The sequence below is a fragment of the Azohydromonas sediminis genome (genome assembly GCF_003574675.1).
In the GTDB taxonomy this organism is placed as follows: Bacteria; Pseudomonadota; Gammaproteobacteria; order Burkholderiales; family Burkholderiaceae_C; genus Calidifontimicrobium; species Calidifontimicrobium sediminis.
The window spans coordinates 1-16642 of the sequence record NZ_QOAZ01000047.1 but is presented as its reverse complement, the minus strand read 5'-3'; the positions used below and the strand labels follow the sequence as shown (position 1 = coordinate 16642).

Annotated in this window: 16 protein-coding genes and 1 pseudogene; 10 read left to right on the top strand and 7 right to left on the bottom strand. The window is 72.0% G+C overall.

Annotated elements, in window-relative coordinates:
- A partial coding sequence (locus tag DRV96_RS16590; protein ID WP_473199550.1) for a transposase occupies positions 1 to 377 on the bottom strand: 377 nt, incomplete at its 3' end.
- Between the two features lie 204 nt (positions 378 to 581).
- Here DRV96_RS16590 and DRV96_RS16585 point away from each other — a divergent pair.
- The 3 genes and pseudogenes from DRV96_RS16585 (at position 582) to DRV96_RS16575 (ending at position 3562) form a co-directional block, all read left to right on the top strand.
- Positions 582 to 2135: pseudogene (locus DRV96_RS16585) on the top strand (PhoX family protein).
- A gap of 34 nt (positions 2136 to 2169) precedes the next feature.
- Complete coding sequence (locus tag DRV96_RS16580) at positions 2170 to 2769, top strand: PEP-CTERM sorting domain-containing protein (protein WP_162911115.1); 600 nt, start codon at positions 2170 to 2172, stop codon at positions 2767 to 2769.
- A gap of 166 nt (positions 2770 to 2935) precedes the next feature.
- Entirely contained in the window at positions 2936 to 3562 is a 627-nt protein-coding gene (locus DRV96_RS16575; RefSeq protein ID WP_162911114.1) for a hypothetical protein, read from the top strand.
- A 23-nt stretch (positions 3563 to 3585) separates the two neighbouring features.
- Here DRV96_RS16575 and DRV96_RS16570 read toward each other — a convergent pair whose 3' ends face one another.
- A complete protein-coding gene (locus tag DRV96_RS16570) occupies positions 3586 to 4089 on the bottom strand; it encodes a flavodoxin family protein (protein WP_119293214.1) in 504 nt (167 codons plus the stop codon).
- 70 nt (positions 4090 to 4159) lie between these two features.
- On the opposite strand from DRV96_RS16570, the gene hutG reads away from it, so the two are divergent.
- The gene (gene hutG / locus DRV96_RS16565) at positions 4160 to 4993 is read left to right on the top strand and encodes an N-formylglutamate deformylase (protein ID WP_235823451.1); all 834 of its coding nucleotides are present in this window, start codon (positions 4160 to 4162) and stop codon (positions 4991 to 4993) included.
- Positions 4994 to 5055: 62 nt separating this feature from the next.
- Positions 5056 to 6288: a patatin-like phospholipase family protein gene (locus DRV96_RS16560; protein ID WP_119293210.1), complete on the top strand. Its 1233-nt coding sequence runs from the start codon at positions 5056 to 5058 to the stop codon at positions 6286 to 6288.
- A 30-nt stretch (positions 6289 to 6318) separates the two neighbouring features.
- On the opposite strand, the gene DRV96_RS16555 is transcribed toward DRV96_RS16560, so the two are convergent.
- Positions 6319 to 7812, bottom strand: a complete 1494-nt coding sequence (locus DRV96_RS16555; protein WP_119293207.1) for a carboxypeptidase M32 — start codon at positions 7810 to 7812, stop codon at positions 6319 to 6321.
- Positions 7813 to 7837: 25 nt separating this feature from the next.
- Complete coding sequence (locus DRV96_RS16550) at positions 7838 to 8326, bottom strand: YqaA family protein (protein WP_119293205.1); 489 nt, start codon at positions 8324 to 8326, stop codon at positions 7838 to 7840.
- A gap of 76 nt (positions 8327 to 8402) precedes the next feature.
- Here DRV96_RS16550 and dusB point away from each other — a divergent pair, with 76 nt between their 5' ends.
- The 3 genes from dusB to purH are packed head-to-tail and all read left to right on the top strand — an operon-like array spanning position 8403 to position 11327.
- Positions 8403 to 9500 (top strand): tRNA dihydrouridine synthase DusB, encoded by a 1098-nt coding sequence (dusB, locus tag DRV96_RS16545; protein WP_419187064.1) that lies wholly within the window; start codon positions 8403 to 8405, stop codon positions 9498 to 9500.
- Positions 9497 to 9739, top strand: coding sequence for a Fis family transcriptional regulator (locus DRV96_RS16540; RefSeq protein ID WP_119293203.1), 243 nt, complete (start codon positions 9497 to 9499; stop codon positions 9737 to 9739). The genes dusB and DRV96_RS16540 overlap by 4 nt, the downstream gene beginning before the upstream one ends.
- A gap of 13 nt (positions 9740 to 9752) precedes the next feature.
- Positions 9753 to 11327: a bifunctional phosphoribosylaminoimidazolecarboxamide formyltransferase/IMP cyclohydrolase gene (gene purH / locus DRV96_RS16535; protein ID WP_119293201.1), complete on the top strand. Its 1575-nt coding sequence runs from the start codon at positions 9753 to 9755 to the stop codon at positions 11325 to 11327.
- A 36-nt stretch (positions 11328 to 11363) separates the two neighbouring features.
- Here the strand turns inward: purH and DRV96_RS16530 are convergent, their stop codons facing one another.
- Genes DRV96_RS16530 through DRV96_RS16520 form a run of 3 tightly spaced genes read right to left on the bottom strand, consistent with a single transcriptional unit; the run spans position 11364 to position 13819 of the window.
- Complete coding sequence (locus tag DRV96_RS16530) at positions 11364 to 11996, bottom strand: 3-oxoacid CoA-transferase subunit B (protein ID WP_119293199.1); 633 nt, start codon at positions 11994 to 11996, stop codon at positions 11364 to 11366.
- Between the two features lie 10 nt (positions 11997 to 12006).
- Positions 12007 to 12708 carry a 3-oxoacid CoA-transferase subunit A gene (locus DRV96_RS16525; protein WP_119293197.1) on the bottom strand — a complete coding sequence of 234 codons (702 nt, stop codon included), beginning with the start codon at positions 12706 to 12708 and terminating at the stop codon, positions 12007 to 12009.
- 19 nt (positions 12709 to 12727) lie between these two features.
- Positions 12728 to 13819, bottom strand: coding sequence for a maleylacetate reductase (locus DRV96_RS16520; protein WP_119293195.1), 1092 nt, complete (start codon positions 13817 to 13819; stop codon positions 12728 to 12730).
- Positions 13820 to 13944: 125 nt separating this feature from the next.
- Between DRV96_RS16520 and DRV96_RS18735 the strand changes: the two genes are divergently transcribed.
- Both DRV96_RS18735 and katG read left to right on the top strand, forming a co-directional pair.
- Positions 13945 to 14076 (top strand): hypothetical protein, encoded by a 132-nt coding sequence (locus tag DRV96_RS18735; protein ID WP_259371670.1) that lies wholly within the window; start codon positions 13945 to 13947, stop codon positions 14074 to 14076.
- A gap of 81 nt (positions 14077 to 14157) precedes the next feature.
- Positions 14158 to 16356, top strand: coding sequence for a catalase/peroxidase HPI (katG, locus tag DRV96_RS16515; RefSeq protein WP_119293193.1), 2199 nt, complete (start codon positions 14158 to 14160; stop codon positions 16354 to 16356).
- Positions 16357 to 16642: the final 286 nt, after the last annotated feature.

The window sequence follows — 16642 nt, the reverse complement described above, 5'->3', positions numbered from 1 at the left end:
AGCCGCGCCAGCTCGCGTCCACTGCCCACGCCTTCGAGCGTGGCGTACAGCCACAGCGCAAACAGGATGCGCGGGTCGATCGCCGCGCGTCCGGCGTTGCTGCCGCGCGCCTTGATCGCATCGGTCAGCCGGCTCAGGTCCTGCCGCTCGACGTAGCCCCATACCAGCCGCGCTCGGTGATCCTCGCCCAGCAGCGACTCCAGGTCCGATGCTCGCAGTTCGATCTGCTTGCGGTTGGGCTGCAGCAGCCGCGGCGGCTGCGCGCGCAGCGCAACGGCTCGCGCTTGCGCGGCGGCCTGCACCGCTTGCTCATCGACGCGCACCAAGTCCTCGAACAAAACCCCGGCCACGCTGTCTTGGTGCTTCGGATCGCTCATGCCCAACAGCAAGCCAGAGACATGCCAGCACGAGGGCAGCGGACGAAAAACTCTCACGCTCTCAGGCCCCGTCACCCCTTTGGTCATCGCGCGCCGATGCGGCGGGCTTCCCCTTGAACGCGGGCATCGCCGGTCGGGCGTGTCATAGCCGCTTCACCAATCACCGACAGCATCACGCTCCGATGTCAATCACCAGGAGCGTGCATGTCCTCACAGAACCCCGATTTTTCGCGCCGTCGGCTGCTGCAGGGCAGCGGTGCCGCCGTCGCTGCAGCCTTTGGCGGCCCGATCGCCGCGCTGGCCACGCGCATCGCCGAAGCCTCGGTCGCACCGTCGTGCCAGGCGGCCACCGCCTCCGGCCTGATCGACAGCCCCTACGGCCCGACGGCACCCGTCGCCGACCTGAGCACCGGGCTGCCGCTGATCGAGCTGCCGCCGGGCTTCAGCTACAAGAGCTACGGCTGGACCGGCGACACGATGTCCGACGGCCTGGTCACGCCGGGCGCACACGACGGCATGGGCGTCGTCGTCTCGCGCCGCGTCGGCCGCAGTCAGGAAATCATCCTCGTGCGCAACCACGAGCGCTCGACCAGCAGCAACGCCGCCAACATCGTCGGCGCAGGGCGCAGCAGCGTCAGCAAGTACGACACCGGCACGACGGGGGGCGTGTACCAGATCGGCGGCAACACCAACCTGGTCTGGCGCGACGGCAACTGGGTCGGCAGCTTTGCCAGTCTCGGCGGCCTCAATCGGCCCTGCGCCGGCGGCGCGACGACGTGGGGCTCGTGGCTGAGCAACGAGGAGATCCGCTCCAACAACGTCAGCTCGACGGGCAAGCGGCACGGCTACATCTTCGAGGTGCCCGCCGACATCAGCGTGCGCGCCGCCAACCCCGAACCCATCGTCGCGATGGGCCGCATGGCGCACGAGGCCAGCGCGCTCGACCCCGAAACCGGCTACTGGTACCTGACCGAAGACCAGGGCAACGCGAACACGCTGTAGCGCTTCCGCCCGCACAACCTGCAAGGCGGACTGGATTCGCTGCACGCCGGCGGCACGCTGCAGGGGCTGGCGGTGCGCGGCGTGGCGAATGCCGACCTGCGCATGACCACGCTGTGCCAGGAGTACGTCTGCGAGTGGGTCGACATCGCCAATCCCGACCTCGATGGTGCGACCGTGTTCTCGTCGGCCACCGGCAGCAACGTCTCGATGAGCGGCCCGTTCCTCCAAGCCTGGGCCAACGGTGCGGCGACGTTCGGCGCGAACGAAGGTTGCTGGGTCGCCAACGGCGTCGTGTACTTCACCGACAAGCAGGTCAGCACCAGTGCGCCGGGCGCGCGCGCCGGGCGCATCTGGGCGCTGCACCTGGCGTCGATGACGCTCAAGGCCATCTTCGTCAGCAACAGCCTGCAGGTCGGCAATTCGCCCGACAACATCTGCATCAGCCCGCGCGGGGGCCTGATGTTCTGCGAGGACGGCGGCACCAGCGGGCCGGGCAACGTGCCGGCGATCACGTCGCAACACCTGAAGGTGCTGCACCCCAACGGCAGCAGCTACGTGTTCGCGAAGCACAACTTCAACTTCACCAGCGCGCAGCTGACCGCCGTGGGCAAGAGCGGCTCGCTCGCCGGCGACCGTCGCAACACCGAGTGGGCCGGATGCGTGTTCAGCCCCGACGGCCGCGTGCTGTTCGTCAACCTCTACACCCCCGGGATCACGCTGGCCATCACGGGCCCGTGGGAACGCGGCACGCTGTGAGCATCCTTCTCGTCAGGACCCTCGAACCATGATCATGAGACTCCACTCCCTCGCACTGGCCGCCGCACTGGCGGCGGCCGCCGCGCCGGCCTCGGCGCTGGTGCTGATGCAGTCGCAGACGGTCGGCGCGACCGCCGTCACCGATTTCAGCGCACCCGGCCAGCTGTCCTTCGACGTCGACTTCCGCAACACCGCCCCGGTCACGCTGACCTTCCGCGTCGAGGCGGACGACCTGCTCGCACCGCTGGCCTTCGACGCGGTGCTGCTCGCGCCCGGCACCGGCTTCGACGTGCTGGGCTTCGCGCTGCACGGCGCGAGCTTCCAGAGCATCGGTTCCGTGACGCCGCAGTTCGGCGGCAGCATCGACCGCATCGTCGTCGGGAGCGACTTCGCCAACGTCTACTTCGCCGCGCCGGAGTTCCTCGGCGTCGAGGTGGGCGACGCGTTCGGGCCGCCGTCGTCGAAGACCGACTGGACGCTGTCGCTGGCCGGCCTGACCGTCGGCGACACCTTCCGCATCACGGTCGCCACGAACGCCGTGCCCGCGCCCGCGACGCTGGCGATGGCGCTGACCGGCCTCGGGCTGCTGGGCTGGTCGCGCCGCGCAGGCCGCGCGACGTCGACGGACGCCTGATCGGGGACCACGGCTGGCGTGGCCGCGCCGCCGCTGACCGCGGAGCGTGCGGCGGCGCCAGCAGGTTGCCGGCGCCGCGCTGCGACGGTATCGTTGATCGTTAACAGGATTGGCGACGCCATCGCGGTGTCGTCCGTCCCGGCGGACCCGAACCGGAGGGCGAGCAGTGACGATGCGCCCCTGCACCTCAAAGGCCATGGCACGCGCACTGTGTGCCGCGGTGTTCGCGCTCTCGTTCCTGCCTGCACAGGCAGCATGGGTCGACCACACGTTCACGGTGCACTATGGCGACCTCGGTCCGCTGGCCGGCCGCACGGGACAGATCACGGTCACGCTGGACGCAGTCGCCACGCCCCGAGACCCCGGCGTGACAGTGCTGCGGCTGCTGGACTACGTGAGCACCGACCTCGCCTACCGGCCGGGTCTCGTTCCCACCGATGCGTTCGCGCAGCTCCTCGGCCGCGACGGGGAGGGTGAACCGACCGGCATCGTCGTCGGGCAGTGCAAGCCGTCGCTCGAGTGCCGGCTCGCCGTGCCGACCGACGAGCCGGTGTCGGTGCCTTTCTATGTGCGGCTGTTCGACAACGTCAACGAGTTCGTCTACCTCACCGGCGACGCCAACGCCGGCTACACCCGCCAGGACGGCCGCATCATCGATTGGCAGCGCGACGTGCGCACCGTGCCGGTCCCCGGCACGGTGGCGACCCTGATCGCCGCCGTGATGGGCTGGGCCGGCGCGGCCGCAGCGAGCGACCGGCGACGACGCCGCGCGCGCACGGCGCCACGCGACTGAGTCAATCGAAGGCCGTTGCGCGTTCAGAACACGCCCAGCGCGATGCCGCTGGCCAGCGCCGCGCCGAGTTCGGCACATCGCCCGAGGTCCTCCTCGCCGATGCGCTTGGGCGCCACGATCGCCTCGGGTGTTTGCGCGTGCGTGCACACGACGAGCGGCGATGCCACCGCGCGCAGCCGCCAGCCGGTAGCCATGCGCTGGAGCTGTCGCGCGGCCCCCGTGCCGTCGCTGCCGGCGCACACCAGCGCCGCGTACGGGCGGCCCTCGACGCGGCCGAGCACTGGGTAGTAACAGCGGTCGAAGAAGTCCTTCATCGGCCCGGCCATCGCGGCCAGCATCTCGGGCGTCGCGAAAAGGTAGCCTTCGGCGGCGAGCACGTCGGCGGGGCCGGTGTCGACGGCGCGCTGCAGCCGCACCGCGAGCGCCGGCTCGGCCGCGGCGGCGGCCTCTGCCGCGGCGCGTGCCATCTGCGCGGTGCCGCCGGTGTGCGAGTGGTAGACGATCAGCAGCGTGCGGGGCGTGGCCATGCGCGAGCATAGCCAGCCGCCGCCGGCTGACGATCGGCGCCTGGCCGATGTCGCCCCGCCCGCCGGCGCCGTGTTCACGCTGCACCGCGGCACGACGCCGCTCGTCGTCAGCGTACGGCACTGCGGGCGCGACCTGCCCGGCTGGCTGCGCGAGCAGCTGGTGCCGCGCGCGCTCGACGTCGAAGACACCTACCGGCACCTCGAGCGCCTGCACGACGCCGCGCGCGAGCTCGGCGCGACGCTGATCACGGCGCGCCACAGCCGCTACCTGATCGACCTCAACCGCCCGCGCGACGACGCGCCGATGGACCCCGGCGCGAACAACACGGGCCTCGTGCCGCGCACGTTCTTCACCGGCGAGCCGCCGTACCGTGCCGGCGCCGAGCCCGACGCGGCCGAGGTGCAGGCGCGCGTCGCGCACTACTGGCAGCCGTACCACGACGCACTGGCCGCCGAGCTCGCGCGCGTGAAGGCGCGGTACGGCCACGCCGTGCTGTTCGACGGCCACAGCATCCGCTCGCAGCTGCCATGGCTGTTCACGGGGCGGCTGCCGGCGCTCAACCTCGGCACTGCCGGCGGCGCGAGCTGCGCGCCGTCGCTGCGCGAACGGCTGACCGACGTGCTGCAGCGCCACGTCGCCGTGTTCGATCACGTCGTCGACGGCCGCTTCAAGGGCGGCCACATCACGCGCGCCTACGGCAGCCCGCACGACGGCGTGCACGCGGTGCAAATGGAGATGTGCTGGCGCTGCTACCTCGACGAGGGCCGCCCGCAGCACTGGGACGGCGCGCGCGCTGCGCCGTCGCAGGCGCTGCTGCGCGACTTGCTGCAATCCAGTATCGAATGGCGGCCGCGCAGCAGCGAGGCCGCGGCCCGCGTGGGGTCGGTGCGGTCGCCGGAATAGACGCGCCGTTTTAGACGTCGCGGCCCACTGCCGGTGATACGGCCGGCCGTAGACTGCGCATCATGGCGACCCGCCGCACCCCGCACGCCCCGCGCATCGGCCTCGCGCTGGCCGGCGGCGGGCCGCTGGGGGCGATCTACGAGATCGGTGCGCTGTGCGCTTTCGAGGAGTCGCTGCTCGGCCTCGACCTCAACGCGCTCGACGGCTACATCGGCGTGTCGGCGGGCTCGTTCATCGCCGCCGGGCTGGCCAACGGCATCACGCCGCGGCAGATGTGCCGCGCCTTCATCGAGAACGACGCCGACGCCGGCTTCGAGGTGTCGCCGACCGCGTTCGTCCACCCGGCCTGGGGCGAGTACCTGCAGCGGCTGGCGTCGGTGCCGGCGCTGGTCGCGCAGGCCGGCTGGCGCTACGCGTTCAAGGGGCGCTCGCTGCTGTCGGCGTTCGAGCGGCTCGGCCGCGCGCTGCCCACCGGCGTGTTCAGCAACGCGCCGCTGGAGGCGCAGATGCGCCGCGTGTTCGACGCCGACGGGCGCAGCAACGACTTCCGGCGCCTCGCGCGCCAGCTGATCATCGTCGCGACCGACCTCGACAGCGGCGAGTCGGCGCCGTTCGGCCTGCCCGGCTGGGACCACGTGCCGATCTCGCAGGCCGTGCAGGCCAGCGCCGCGCTGCCGGGGCTGTTCCCGCCGGTCAAGATCGGCTCGCGGCACTACGTCGACGGCGCGCTGAAGAAGACGCTGCACACCCGCGTGCTGCTCGACCGCGGCGTCGACTTGGTGCTGTGCCTGAACCCGCTGGTGCCCTTTGACGCGTCGCAGGCGCCGCACACGCGCACGCTGGCCAGCGGCGACGAGCGCATCCCGCGCCTCGTCGACGGCGGGCTGCCGGTGGTGCTGAGCCAGACCTTCCGCTCGCTGATCCACTCGCGCCTCGAGCTGGGCATGAAGGGCTACGAGACGAGCCACCCGCACGTCGACATCGTGCTGTTCGAGCCCGACCAGCGCGACCCCGAGATGTTCCTCGCCAACATCTTCAGCTACTCGCAGCGCCGCGTCGTGGCCGAGCACGCGTACCAGCAGACGCGTGCCGACCTGCGCGCGCGCCGCGCGACGCTGGGCCCGGTGCTCGCGCGCCACGGCATCGCGATCGACGAAGGCGCGCTCGACGACGCGAAGCGCCACCTCGTCGGCCGCCGCCCGCTCGCGCGCGGGCGCACCGTGCGCGCGCTCAGGCGGCTCGAGCAGGTGCTCGCCGACCTCGAGCGCGCACTGCCGCCCCCCGTGCGGGCCTGACCCCAGCCGATCGCGCCGACCGCGCGAGGCTCAGCCTAGGTAGCGCGCCTCGAGGTGCGCGCGGTAATGCGCCGGGTTCAGCGCCTCGCCGCTCGCGCGGCGCGCGAGTTCGTCGGTGGGCCAGAAGCTCGCCTGGCTCCAGACGTGGCGCTGCAGCCAGTCGAACACCGGCTGCAGGTCGCCGGCGGCGATGCGCGCGTCGAGGTCGGGGTGCTCGCGGCGCATCGCGGCGAACCACTGCGCGGCGTACATCGCGCCCAGCGTGTAGCACGGGAAGTAGCCGAACAGGCCCTCGGGCCAGTGCACGTCCTGCAGCGGCCCGTCGCGGAAGTCGCCGCGCGTGTCGATGCCGAGCAGCTCGGCCATCTTCGCGTCCCACAGCGCCGTGATGTCGTCGGCCTCGATCTCGCCTTCGATCAGCAGCCGCTCGATCTCGTAGCGCACGATCACGTGCGCCGGGTACGTGAGCTCGTCGGCGTCGACGCGGATGCGCCCCGGCTCGACGCGCGTGAGCAGCCGCTGCAGGTTGTCGGGCGCGAACGCGTCCTGCGCGCCGAACGTCTCGGCCAGCACCGGCGCCAGCCACGACACGAAGCCCGGGTGCGCCGCCAGCTGCATCTCGAACGCGAGCGACTGGCTCTCGTGGATCGCCATCGAGCGCGCCCACGCCACCGGCTGGCCGAGCCACTCGCGCGGCAGGTTCTGCTCGTAGCGCGCGTGGCCCGTTTCGTGGATCGTGCCCATCAGGCTGCCGAGGAAGTCGTCGTCGCGGAATCGCGTCGTGATGCGCACGTCCTCGGGCACGCCGCCGCAGAACGGGTGCGCGCTGACGTCGAGCCGACCGGCGTCGAAGTCGAAGCCCAGCCGGCGCATCACGCGCTCGCACAGCCGCCGCTGCGCGTCGAGCGGGAACGGCCCGCGCGGCACGAGCACGCGCCCGGCGGCCTGGCGCTCGCGCACGCGCCCGATCAGCCCGGGCAGCCACTGGCGCAGGTCGCCGAACAGGCGGTCCACGACGGCGCCCGTCATGCCCGGCTCGAAGCGGTCCATCAGCGCGTCGTAGCGCGACAGGCCCGTCGCTTCGGCGAGCAGCGTCGCCTCCTCGCGCGCCACGGCGAGCACCTCGCGGAAGTTCGCGACGAAGCCGGCCCAGTCGTTGGCCGGGCGCTGCGTGCGCCACGCGTGCTCGCAGCGCGCGGTGGCCAGCTCGCGCCGCTGCACGAGCGCTGCCGGCAGCGCGGTGGCCTGCCGCCAGTCGCGGCGCATCTCGCGCAGGTTGGCGCGCTGCATGTCCGACAGCGGTTCGTCGTGCGCGCGCGCGATCAACTCGCCGACTGCGGCGTCGGTGCGCAGGCCGTGCAGCAGTGCGGCCAGCTCGGCCAGCGCCGCGGCGCGCGCCTCGCTGCCCTTGGGCGGCATCCACGCCGCGCGGTCCCAGCCGGCGATGGCCTGCAGGTGAGCGAGGCGGTGCAGACGCAGGTGGCGCGCGCACAGCGCGTCGTAGGCAGGCGTGGCGGTGTCCATCGCGGCATTCTGCGGCGCCGGCCGCTCAACTGCCGGTGGCCCACGGGAACGCCCACACGAGGCCGCCGACGTAGACCAGGTAGCGCGCGAACTTGCCGATCGCCATGTAGGCCACGCACGGCCAGAACGGCAGCCGCAGCCAGCCCGCGACGCCGCACAGCGGGTCGCCGACGAAGGGCAGCCACGACAGCAGGCACGCCGGCGGCCCCCAGCGCTGCAGCCACGCGAGCGCGCGCGCCTCGCGCGGCGCGCGCTGCGCGACCTTTTCGTACGCGCGCTCGGCACCCCAGCCCATCCAGTACGTGACCACGCCGCCGGCCGTGTTGCCCGCGGTGGCCACGATCAGCGCCGGCCAGAACAGCGACGGGTTCAGCTCGACGAGGCCGTAGACGAACGGCACGCTGGCCATCGGCAACAGCGTCGCCGACAGCAGCGACATCACGAACACGGTGCTCAGCCCGTACTCGGGCAGCGCGAGCCACGCCAGCAGCGTTTGCACCCAAGGTTGGTCCATCGCCGGCATTCTCCCTGGCAGACCGAGGGCTATACTTTTGCCTCCTTTTTCAGCACCTCCCCCACCCTCCCCCGCGATGAAAATCGGCAACGTGGAGCTGCCGGCCGTGATGGCTGTCGACCTGCGCGCGCCGCGCGCGGTGTCGCTCGTCGTCGCGCCGATGGCTGGCGTGACCGACCGGCCGTTTCGCGTGCTGTGCAGCCGCCTCGGGGCGCACCACGCCGTGAGCGAAATGGTCACGAGCAAGCGCGAGCTGTGGACGAGCCTGAAGACGTCGCGCCGCGCCGACCACGCCGGCGAGCCGGGGCCGATCGCGGTGCAGATCGCCGGCGTCGACCCCGCCGAGATGGCCGACGCGGCGCTGTACAACATCGAGCGCGGCGCGCAGATCGTCGACATCAACATGGGCTGCCCGGCGAAGAAGGTCTGCAACGTGTGGGCCGGCTCGGCGCTGATGAAGGACGAATCGCTGGCCGCGCGCATCGTCGACGCCGTCGTCGCCGCGTGTGCGCGGCGCGGCGTGCCGGTGACGCTGAAGATGCGCACCGGCTGGTGCGCGAGCGAGCGCAACGCGCTGGCGATCGCGCGCCGCGCGCAAGACAGCGGCGTCGCGCTGGTGACGGTGCACGGCCGCACGCGCGAGCAGGGCTACGGCGGGCACGCCGAGTACGACACGATCGCGGCAGTCAAGGCGGCGCTGCAGATCCCGGTGGTGGCCAACGGCGACATCGACTCGCCCGAGAAGGCGGTGGCGGTGCTCGACCACACCGGGGCCGACGCCGTGATGATCGGCCGCGCCGCCCAGGGCCGGCCGTGGATCTTCGGCGACGTCGCGCACTACCTGGCCACCGGCACGCACCGCGCGCCGCCCGCCGTCGCGCAGGCGCGGCAGTGGCTGCTCGAGCACCTGCACGACCACTACACGCTGTACGGCGAGGCCAGCGGCGTGAGGAGCGCGCGCAAGCACATCGGCTGGGCGGTGCGCGCGCTGCCCGGCGGCGAGGAGTTCCGCCAGCGCATCAATGCGATCGACACCGCCGACGCGCAGTGGCGCGCGGTGGCCGACTGGCTCGACGAGCTCGGCGAGCGCCACGGGCACTGGCCGCTGGGGACGGACCTCGCTGCCGCGTTCGACGGCGCCGCCAACGACGGCTCGCTGAAGCGCCGCGCATGAGCCGCAAGCACCCCCTCGAGCAGTGCGTGCGCGACACGCTCGAGCAGTACTTCGCCGACCTGCGCGGCACCGAGCCGCACTCGATGCACGAGATGGTGATGAACGCCGTCGAGAAGCCGCTGCTCGACGTCGTGATGAAGCACGCCGACGGCAACCAGAGCAAGGCCGCCGAGTGGCTCGGCATCAACCGCAACACGCTGCGGCGCAAGCTGCTCGACCACAAGTTGATCGACCGCTGACGGTCGCCCCGCCATGACCACCGCCCTGATCTCCGTTTCCGACAAGACCGGCATCGTCGACTTCGCGCGCGGCCTGCACGCGCTGGGCGTCAAGCTGCTGTCGACCGGCGGCACCGCCAAGCTGCTCGCCGACGCCGGCCTGCCCGTCGTCGAAGTCGCCGACCACACCGGCTTTCCCGAGATGCTCGACGGGCGCGTGAAGACGCTGCACCCGAAGATCCACGGCGGCCTGCTCGCGCGGCGCGACGTGCCGGCGCACATGGCCGCGCTGGCCGCGCACGGCATCGAGACGATCGACCTGGTGGCAATCAACCTCTACCCGTTCGAGGCCACCGTCGCCAAGGCCGGCTGCACGCTCGACGACGCGATCGAGAACATCGACATCGGCGGTCCGGCGATGGTGCGCAGCGCCGCGAAGAACTGGAAGCACGTCGCAGTGCTGACCGACGCGTCGCAGTACGCCGAAGTGCTCGCCGAGCTGCAGGCCGACGGCCGCGTCGGCGAGGCCACGCGCTTCAGGCTCGCGGTGGCGGCGTTCAACCGCATCAGCAACTACGACGCGGCGATCAGCGACTACCTGTCGTCGCTGCAGCCCGACGGCTCGCGCAGCCTGTTCCCGGCGCAGAGCAACGGCCGCTTCATCAAGGTCCAGGACCTGCGCTACGGCGAGAACCCGCACCAGCAGGCCGCGTTCTACCGCGACCTGCAGCCCGCGCCGGGCTCGCTCGTGACGGCGCGCCAGCTGCAGGGCAAGGAGCTGAGCTACAACAACATCGCAGACGCCGATGCAGCGTGGGAGTGCGTCAAGAGCTTCGACGCACCGGCGTGCGTGATCGTCAAGCACGCCAACCCGTGCGGCGTCGCGCTGGGCAGCGGGCCGGCCGAGGCGTACGCGAAGGCGTTCCAGACCGACCCGACGAGCGCCTTCGGCGGCATCATCGCGTTCAACCGCCCGCTCGACGGCGAAGCCGCCAAGCGCGTCGCCAAGCAGTTCGTCGAGGTGCTGATCGCCCCGGCCTTCAGCGACGAGGCGCGCGCCGTGTTCGCCGCCAAGGCGAACACGCGGCTGCTCGAAATCGCGCTGCCGCCCGGCGGCGACAGCGACTGGGCGCGCGGGCGCAACGCGATCGACGCCAAGCGCGTCGGCTCGGGGCTGCTGCTGCAGACCGCCGACAACCGCGTCGTCACGCGCGCCGACCTGAAGGTCGTCACGAAGATGCAGCCCACACCGCAGCAGCTCGACGACCTGCTGTTCGCGTGGACGGTGGCCAAGTACGTCAAGAGCAATGCGATCGTGTTCTGCGCGGGCGGCATGACGCTGGGCGTCGGCGCCGGACAGATGAGCCGCATCGACAGCGCGCGCATCGCCAGCATCAAGGCCGAGAACGCCGGGCTGTCGCTCGAGGACTCGGTGGTCGCCAGCGACGCGTTCTTCCCGTTCCGCGACGGGCTCGACGTCGTCGTTGACGCCGGCGCGACCTGCGTGATCCAGCCCGGCGGCAGCGTGCGCGACGACGAAGTCATCGCCGCCGCCGACGAGCGCGGCATCGCGATGGTGTTCACTGGGGTGCGGCACTTCCGGCACTGACCGCGGTCAGCGCCGGCCGCCACCGCCGGCGGCGGCTCAGCGCCGCAGCGCGACCGCGGTGCGCGCCTGCAGCGCGTCGAAGTCGAGCCCGTCGGCGATCTCGACGACGCACAGCCCCGTGGGCGTCACGTCGATCACCGCGAGGTCGGTGTAGATGCGGCTCACGCACGCCAGCCCCGTCAGCGGGTAGGTGCAGCGCTCGACGATCTTCGGCTCGCCGGTCTTGGTGGTGTGCTCCATCATGACCCAGGTCTTCTTCGCGCCGATCGCGAGGTCCATCGCGCCGCCGACCGCGGGGATCGCGTCGGGCGCGCCGGTGTGCCAGTTCGCGAGGTCGCCGCGCCCCGAGACCTGGAACGCGCCGAGCACGCACACGTCGAGGTGGCCGCCGCGCATCATCGCGAAGCTGTCGGCGTGGTGGAAGAAGCAGCCGCCGGGCCGCAGCGTGACCGGCTGCTTGCCGGCGTTGATGAGGTCGTAGTCCTCCTCGCCGGGCGCCGGCGTCGGGCCCATGCCGATGACGCCGTTCTCGCTGTGCAGCATCACCTCCTTGCCGCCGAGGTGGTTGGCCACCAGCGTCGGCATGCCGATGCCCAGGTTCACGACCATGCCGTCGGCGATGTCGCGCGCGACGCGCCGCGCCATCTCGTCCTTGCTCCACTTGCCCATCGCCCGCCCCTCACGCCGCCTGCTTGAAGCCGCCGGCGCCCGTCTTCGTGCGCGCGACCGGCACGACGCGCTGCACGAACAGCCCCGGCGTGACGACGGCCTCGGGGTCGAGCGCGCCCAGCGGCACGACCTCGTGCACCGTGGCCACCGTGACCCGCGCCGCCATCGCCATGATCGGGCCGAAGTTGCGCGCCGTCATGCGGTAGGTCAGGTTGCCCCAGCGGTCGCCGCGCTCGGCCTTGATCAGCGCGAAGTCGGCGTGGATCGGCGTCTCGAGCACCATCCACTTGCCGTCGATGAAGCGCGTCTCCTTGCCCTGCGCCAGCTCGGTGCCGTAGCCGGTGGGCGTGAAGAAGCCGCCGATGCCGGCGCCGGCGGCACGGATGCGCTCGGCGAGGTTGCCTTGCGGCACCAGCTCGAGTTCGATCCTGCCTTCGCGGTACAGGCGGTCGAAGTGCCACGAGTCGACCTGCCGCGGGAAGCTGCAAATGATCTTGCGCACGCGCCCGGCCGCGAGCAGCGCCGCCAGCCCGGTGTCGCCGTTGCCGGCGTTGTTGTTGACGATCGTCAGGTCCTTCGCGCCCTGCGCGATCAGCGCATCGATCAGTTCGTTGGGCTGGCCGGCGGTGCCGAAGCCGCCGATCATCACGGTGGCACCGTCGGGCACGTCGGCGAGCGCTTCGGCGCAGGTGGCGACGATCTTGTCGATCATGGTCGGTGGACGGGCGAGTTCAGGCCGCCGGCGGCGCGCCGTCGTAGGCGCGCTGCAGCAGCGCGCGCAGCGCGTGGCGTTCCAACGGCCGCGGGTTGGGGTAGGGGGTGGCCACGGCCAGGTCGGCCGCGCGGTCGAGGCCGTCGGCGCGCATGCCCAGCGCGGCGAGCGAGGTCGGCGCGCCGTGGCGCGCGGCCAGCCGCTGCACCGCCAGCGGCGCGTCGGCCGCCACCGGCGCGCACAGCGTCGCGTCGGCCGCGTGCAGCGCGCGCGCGATGCGCGCCATCGCGTCGGGCGCGGCGGCGGCGTTGTAGGCCAGCGCGTGCGGCAGCACGACGGTGTGCGTCTGCGCGTGCGGCAGGTCGAAGCTGCCGCCGAGCGTGTGGCACAGCTTGTGGTGCAGCCCCATCGCGACGCTGTCGAGCACGATGCCGCACAGCCAGGCGCCGTACAGCGCGTCGCTGCGCGCGGCGAGATCCTGCGGGTTCGCCGCCAGCGGCGCGAGCGCCGCCGCACTGGCGCGGATGCCTTCCTCGGCCATCAGCGCGACGACGGGGTTGCCGTCGTGCGCGTACAGGCCCTCGGCAGCATGCGCGATCGCGTTGAGCGCGCTCGTCACCGTCAGTGCCAGCGGCAGCGTCAGCGTGAGCTCGGGGTCGTAGATCGCCGTCTTCGGGCGCACGCGCGCGTCGCGCCCGGTCTTCTTGACGCCGCCTTCGGTGATGCCGTAGGTCGAGGTCATCTCGCTGCCGGCGTAGGTCGTCGGAATCGCGACGATCGGCAGCGACGACTCGAGCGCGATCGCCTTGCCGAGCCCCGTCGTCGAGCCGCCGCCGATGGCCACCGCGCAGTCGGCGCCCAGGCGCTGCGCCTCGGCGCGCGCGGCGCGTGCGGTCTCGATCGGCACGTGCATCGCCGCGCGTGCGAACACACCCGCGCAGCGCCCGCCGAGCAGCGCCGCGACGCGCTCGGCACTGTCGACCTGCTCGGGCGTGGCAAGCACGAGCGCGCGCCGCGCACCCAGCCGCTCGACCTCGGCGCCGAGCTGCTGCAGCGCGCCGGCGCCGAACACGACGCGCGTCGGGTTGGCCTGGAACGTGAACGCGTGCATCCCGCGATTGCAGCAAATCCGCACGGCAGCCGTGAAGCACCGGCGCGAAACACTGTTTTTCGCCGTCGCTGCCATGCCCGGCCGGCCGCAGGAAGAGCCGAGGTCCGCCGCCGCGCGACGTCACGGTGGGCCCGCTCGAGGCGATGGTCGCGGCGGTGACGCTGCCGCGGCGCGAGCCCGGCGAAGCCGCGTCGTTCACGGCACGTGCGCTTGCGACCGAACCGATGCGCGCCGGCCCGGTCTATCGCGGTGATTGAGGCGCTTGCATTGCCGCGGCCGGGGGGCGACTCCTAGACTGGCTCGGCCGTTTCCCTTCACGCACACCGCAGGAGATCGCCATGACGACCGACATGAAGTGCCCGTACGCCGGCAGCGCCGCGCCACACGCGAAAGCCGGGGCCAAGGGCAACCGCGACTGGTGGCCCGAGCAGCTCAACTTCGCGATCCTTCACCAGCACTCGGCGAAGTCCAACCCGATGGGCGCCGACTTCGACTACCGCAAGGAGTTCCAGACGCTGGACCTCGACGCCGTCGTCGCCGACCTGCGCGCGCTGATGACCGACTCGCAGGACTGGTGGCCCGCCGACTGGGGCCACTACGGGCCGCTGTTCGTGCGCATGGCCTGGCACGCCGCGGGCACCTACCGCATCCACGACGGACGCGGCGGCGCCGGCCGCGGCGCACAGCGCTTCGCGCCCGAGAACAGCTGGCCCGACAACGCCAACCTCGACAAGGCACGCCGGCTGCTGTGGCCGATCAAGCGCAAGTACGGCCGCAAGCTCTCGTGGGCCGACCTGCTCGTGCTCGCTGGCAACGTCGCGCTCGAGTCGATGGGCTTCAAGACCTTCGGCTTCGGCGGTGGCCGCGCCGACATCTGGGAGCCCGAGCAGGACATCGACTGGGGTCCGGAGACCACCTGGCTCGGCGACGAGCGCTACAGCGGCGACCGCGAGCTGGCCACCCCACTGGCCGCGGTGCAGATGGGCCTGATCTACGTGAATCCCGAAGGCCCGAACGGCAAGCCCGACCCGCTCGCCTCGGCGCGCGACGTGCGCGAGACCTTCCGCCGCATGGCGATGAACGACGAGGAGACCGTCGCGCTGATCGCCGGCGGCCACACGTTCGGCAAGTGCCACGGCGCCGGCGACCCGAAGCTCGTCGGCCGCGAGCCCGAGGCCGCGCCGATCGAGGAGCAGGGGCTGGGCTGGAAGAACGCGTTCGGCACCGGCAAGGGTGCGCACACGACGACCAGTGGCATCGAGGGCGCGTGGAAGCCACACCCGACGCGGTGGGACATGGGCTACCTCGAAATGCTGTTCGGCTACGAGTGGGAGCTCACGAAGAGCCCGGCCGGCGCCTACCAGTGGGTCGCGAAGAACGTGCGGCCCGAGCACCTGATCCCCGACGCGCACGACCCGTCGAAGAAGCACCCGCCGATCATGACCACGGCCGACCTGTCGCTGCGCCACGACCCGGCCTACGAGAAGATCGCGCGCCGCTACCTGGCCCACCCGCAGGAGTTCGCCGACGCGTTCGCGCGCGCGTGGTTCAAGCTGACGCACCGCGACATGGGCCCGCGTGCGCGCTACCTCGGCAAGCTGGTGCCGAAGGAAGAACTGATCTGGCAGGACCCGGTGCCCGCGGTCGACCACCCGCTGGTCGACGCGCACGACGTCGCGGTGCTGAAAGCGCAGGTGCTCGCCAGCGGGCTCGGCATCGACCAGCTCGTGCGCACCGCGTGGGCCTCGGCGGCGACTTTCCGCGGCAGCGACAAGCGCGGCGGCGCCAACGGCGCGCGCATCCGCCTGGCGCCGCAGAAGGAGTGGGAAGTCAACCGGCCGGCCGAGCTGGCCCAGGTGCTCGCGACGCTCGAAGGCATCCGCAAGTCGTTCAACGCCAGCGCCACCGGCGGCAAGCGGATCTCGCTGGCCGACCTGATCGTGCTGGCCGGCGGTGCCGCGATCGAGGCCGCGGCGAAGAAGGCCGGACACGACGTGACGGTGCCGTTCGCGCCCGGGCGCACCGACGCGTCGCAGGCGCAGACCGACGTCGAGTCGTTCGCCGTGCTCGAGCCGCGCGCCGACGGCTTTCGCAACTTCGTCAAGAAGGGGCTCGAGCCTTCGGCCGCCGAGCTGCTCGTCGACAAGGCGCAGCTGCTGACGCTGACCGCGCCCGAGATGACGGTGCTCGTCGGCGGCCTGCGCGTGCTCGGTGCCAACGCCGGCGCCGCCAAGCACGGCGTGTTCACGCAGCGGCCGGGCACGCTGAGCAACGACTTCTTCGTCCACCTGCTCGACATGGGCACGGTGTGGCAGCGCTCGGCCACCGACGCCCACGTGCTCGAAGGCCGCGACCGCAAGACCGGCGCGCTGAAGTGGACGGCCACCGTCGTCGACCTCGTGTTCGGGTCGAACGCGCAGCTGCGCGCGCTGCCCGAGGTCTACGGCAGCAGCGACGGCGAGGCGAAGTTCGTGCACGACTTCGTCGCCGCGTGGACCAAAGTGATGAACCTCGACCGCTTCGACCTCGCGGCCTGAGCCCCGCGCGCCAGGCCGCGGGCCTGGCAGTGGCTCGCGGCCCCGTCCCGGTGGCAACGGGCGGGGCCGCAGAGCCTGTGAAGCATTCGATCGGCGCTGAGGGTTGATCGAATGACGTTGATCGCGGGCGTTGTCGACGCCGGCTGCACCCGCAAGCGATCATTCGCGCATCCTGCGCTTGCAGCGGGGATGCGAGGCAGGGTTTTGCCGGGGTTTTCGCGGTTCATACAGTCCTTGCGGCTGCGGCAGACGCAGTTGGGCCCAGACCCAGCAACTGTGGCGCCAG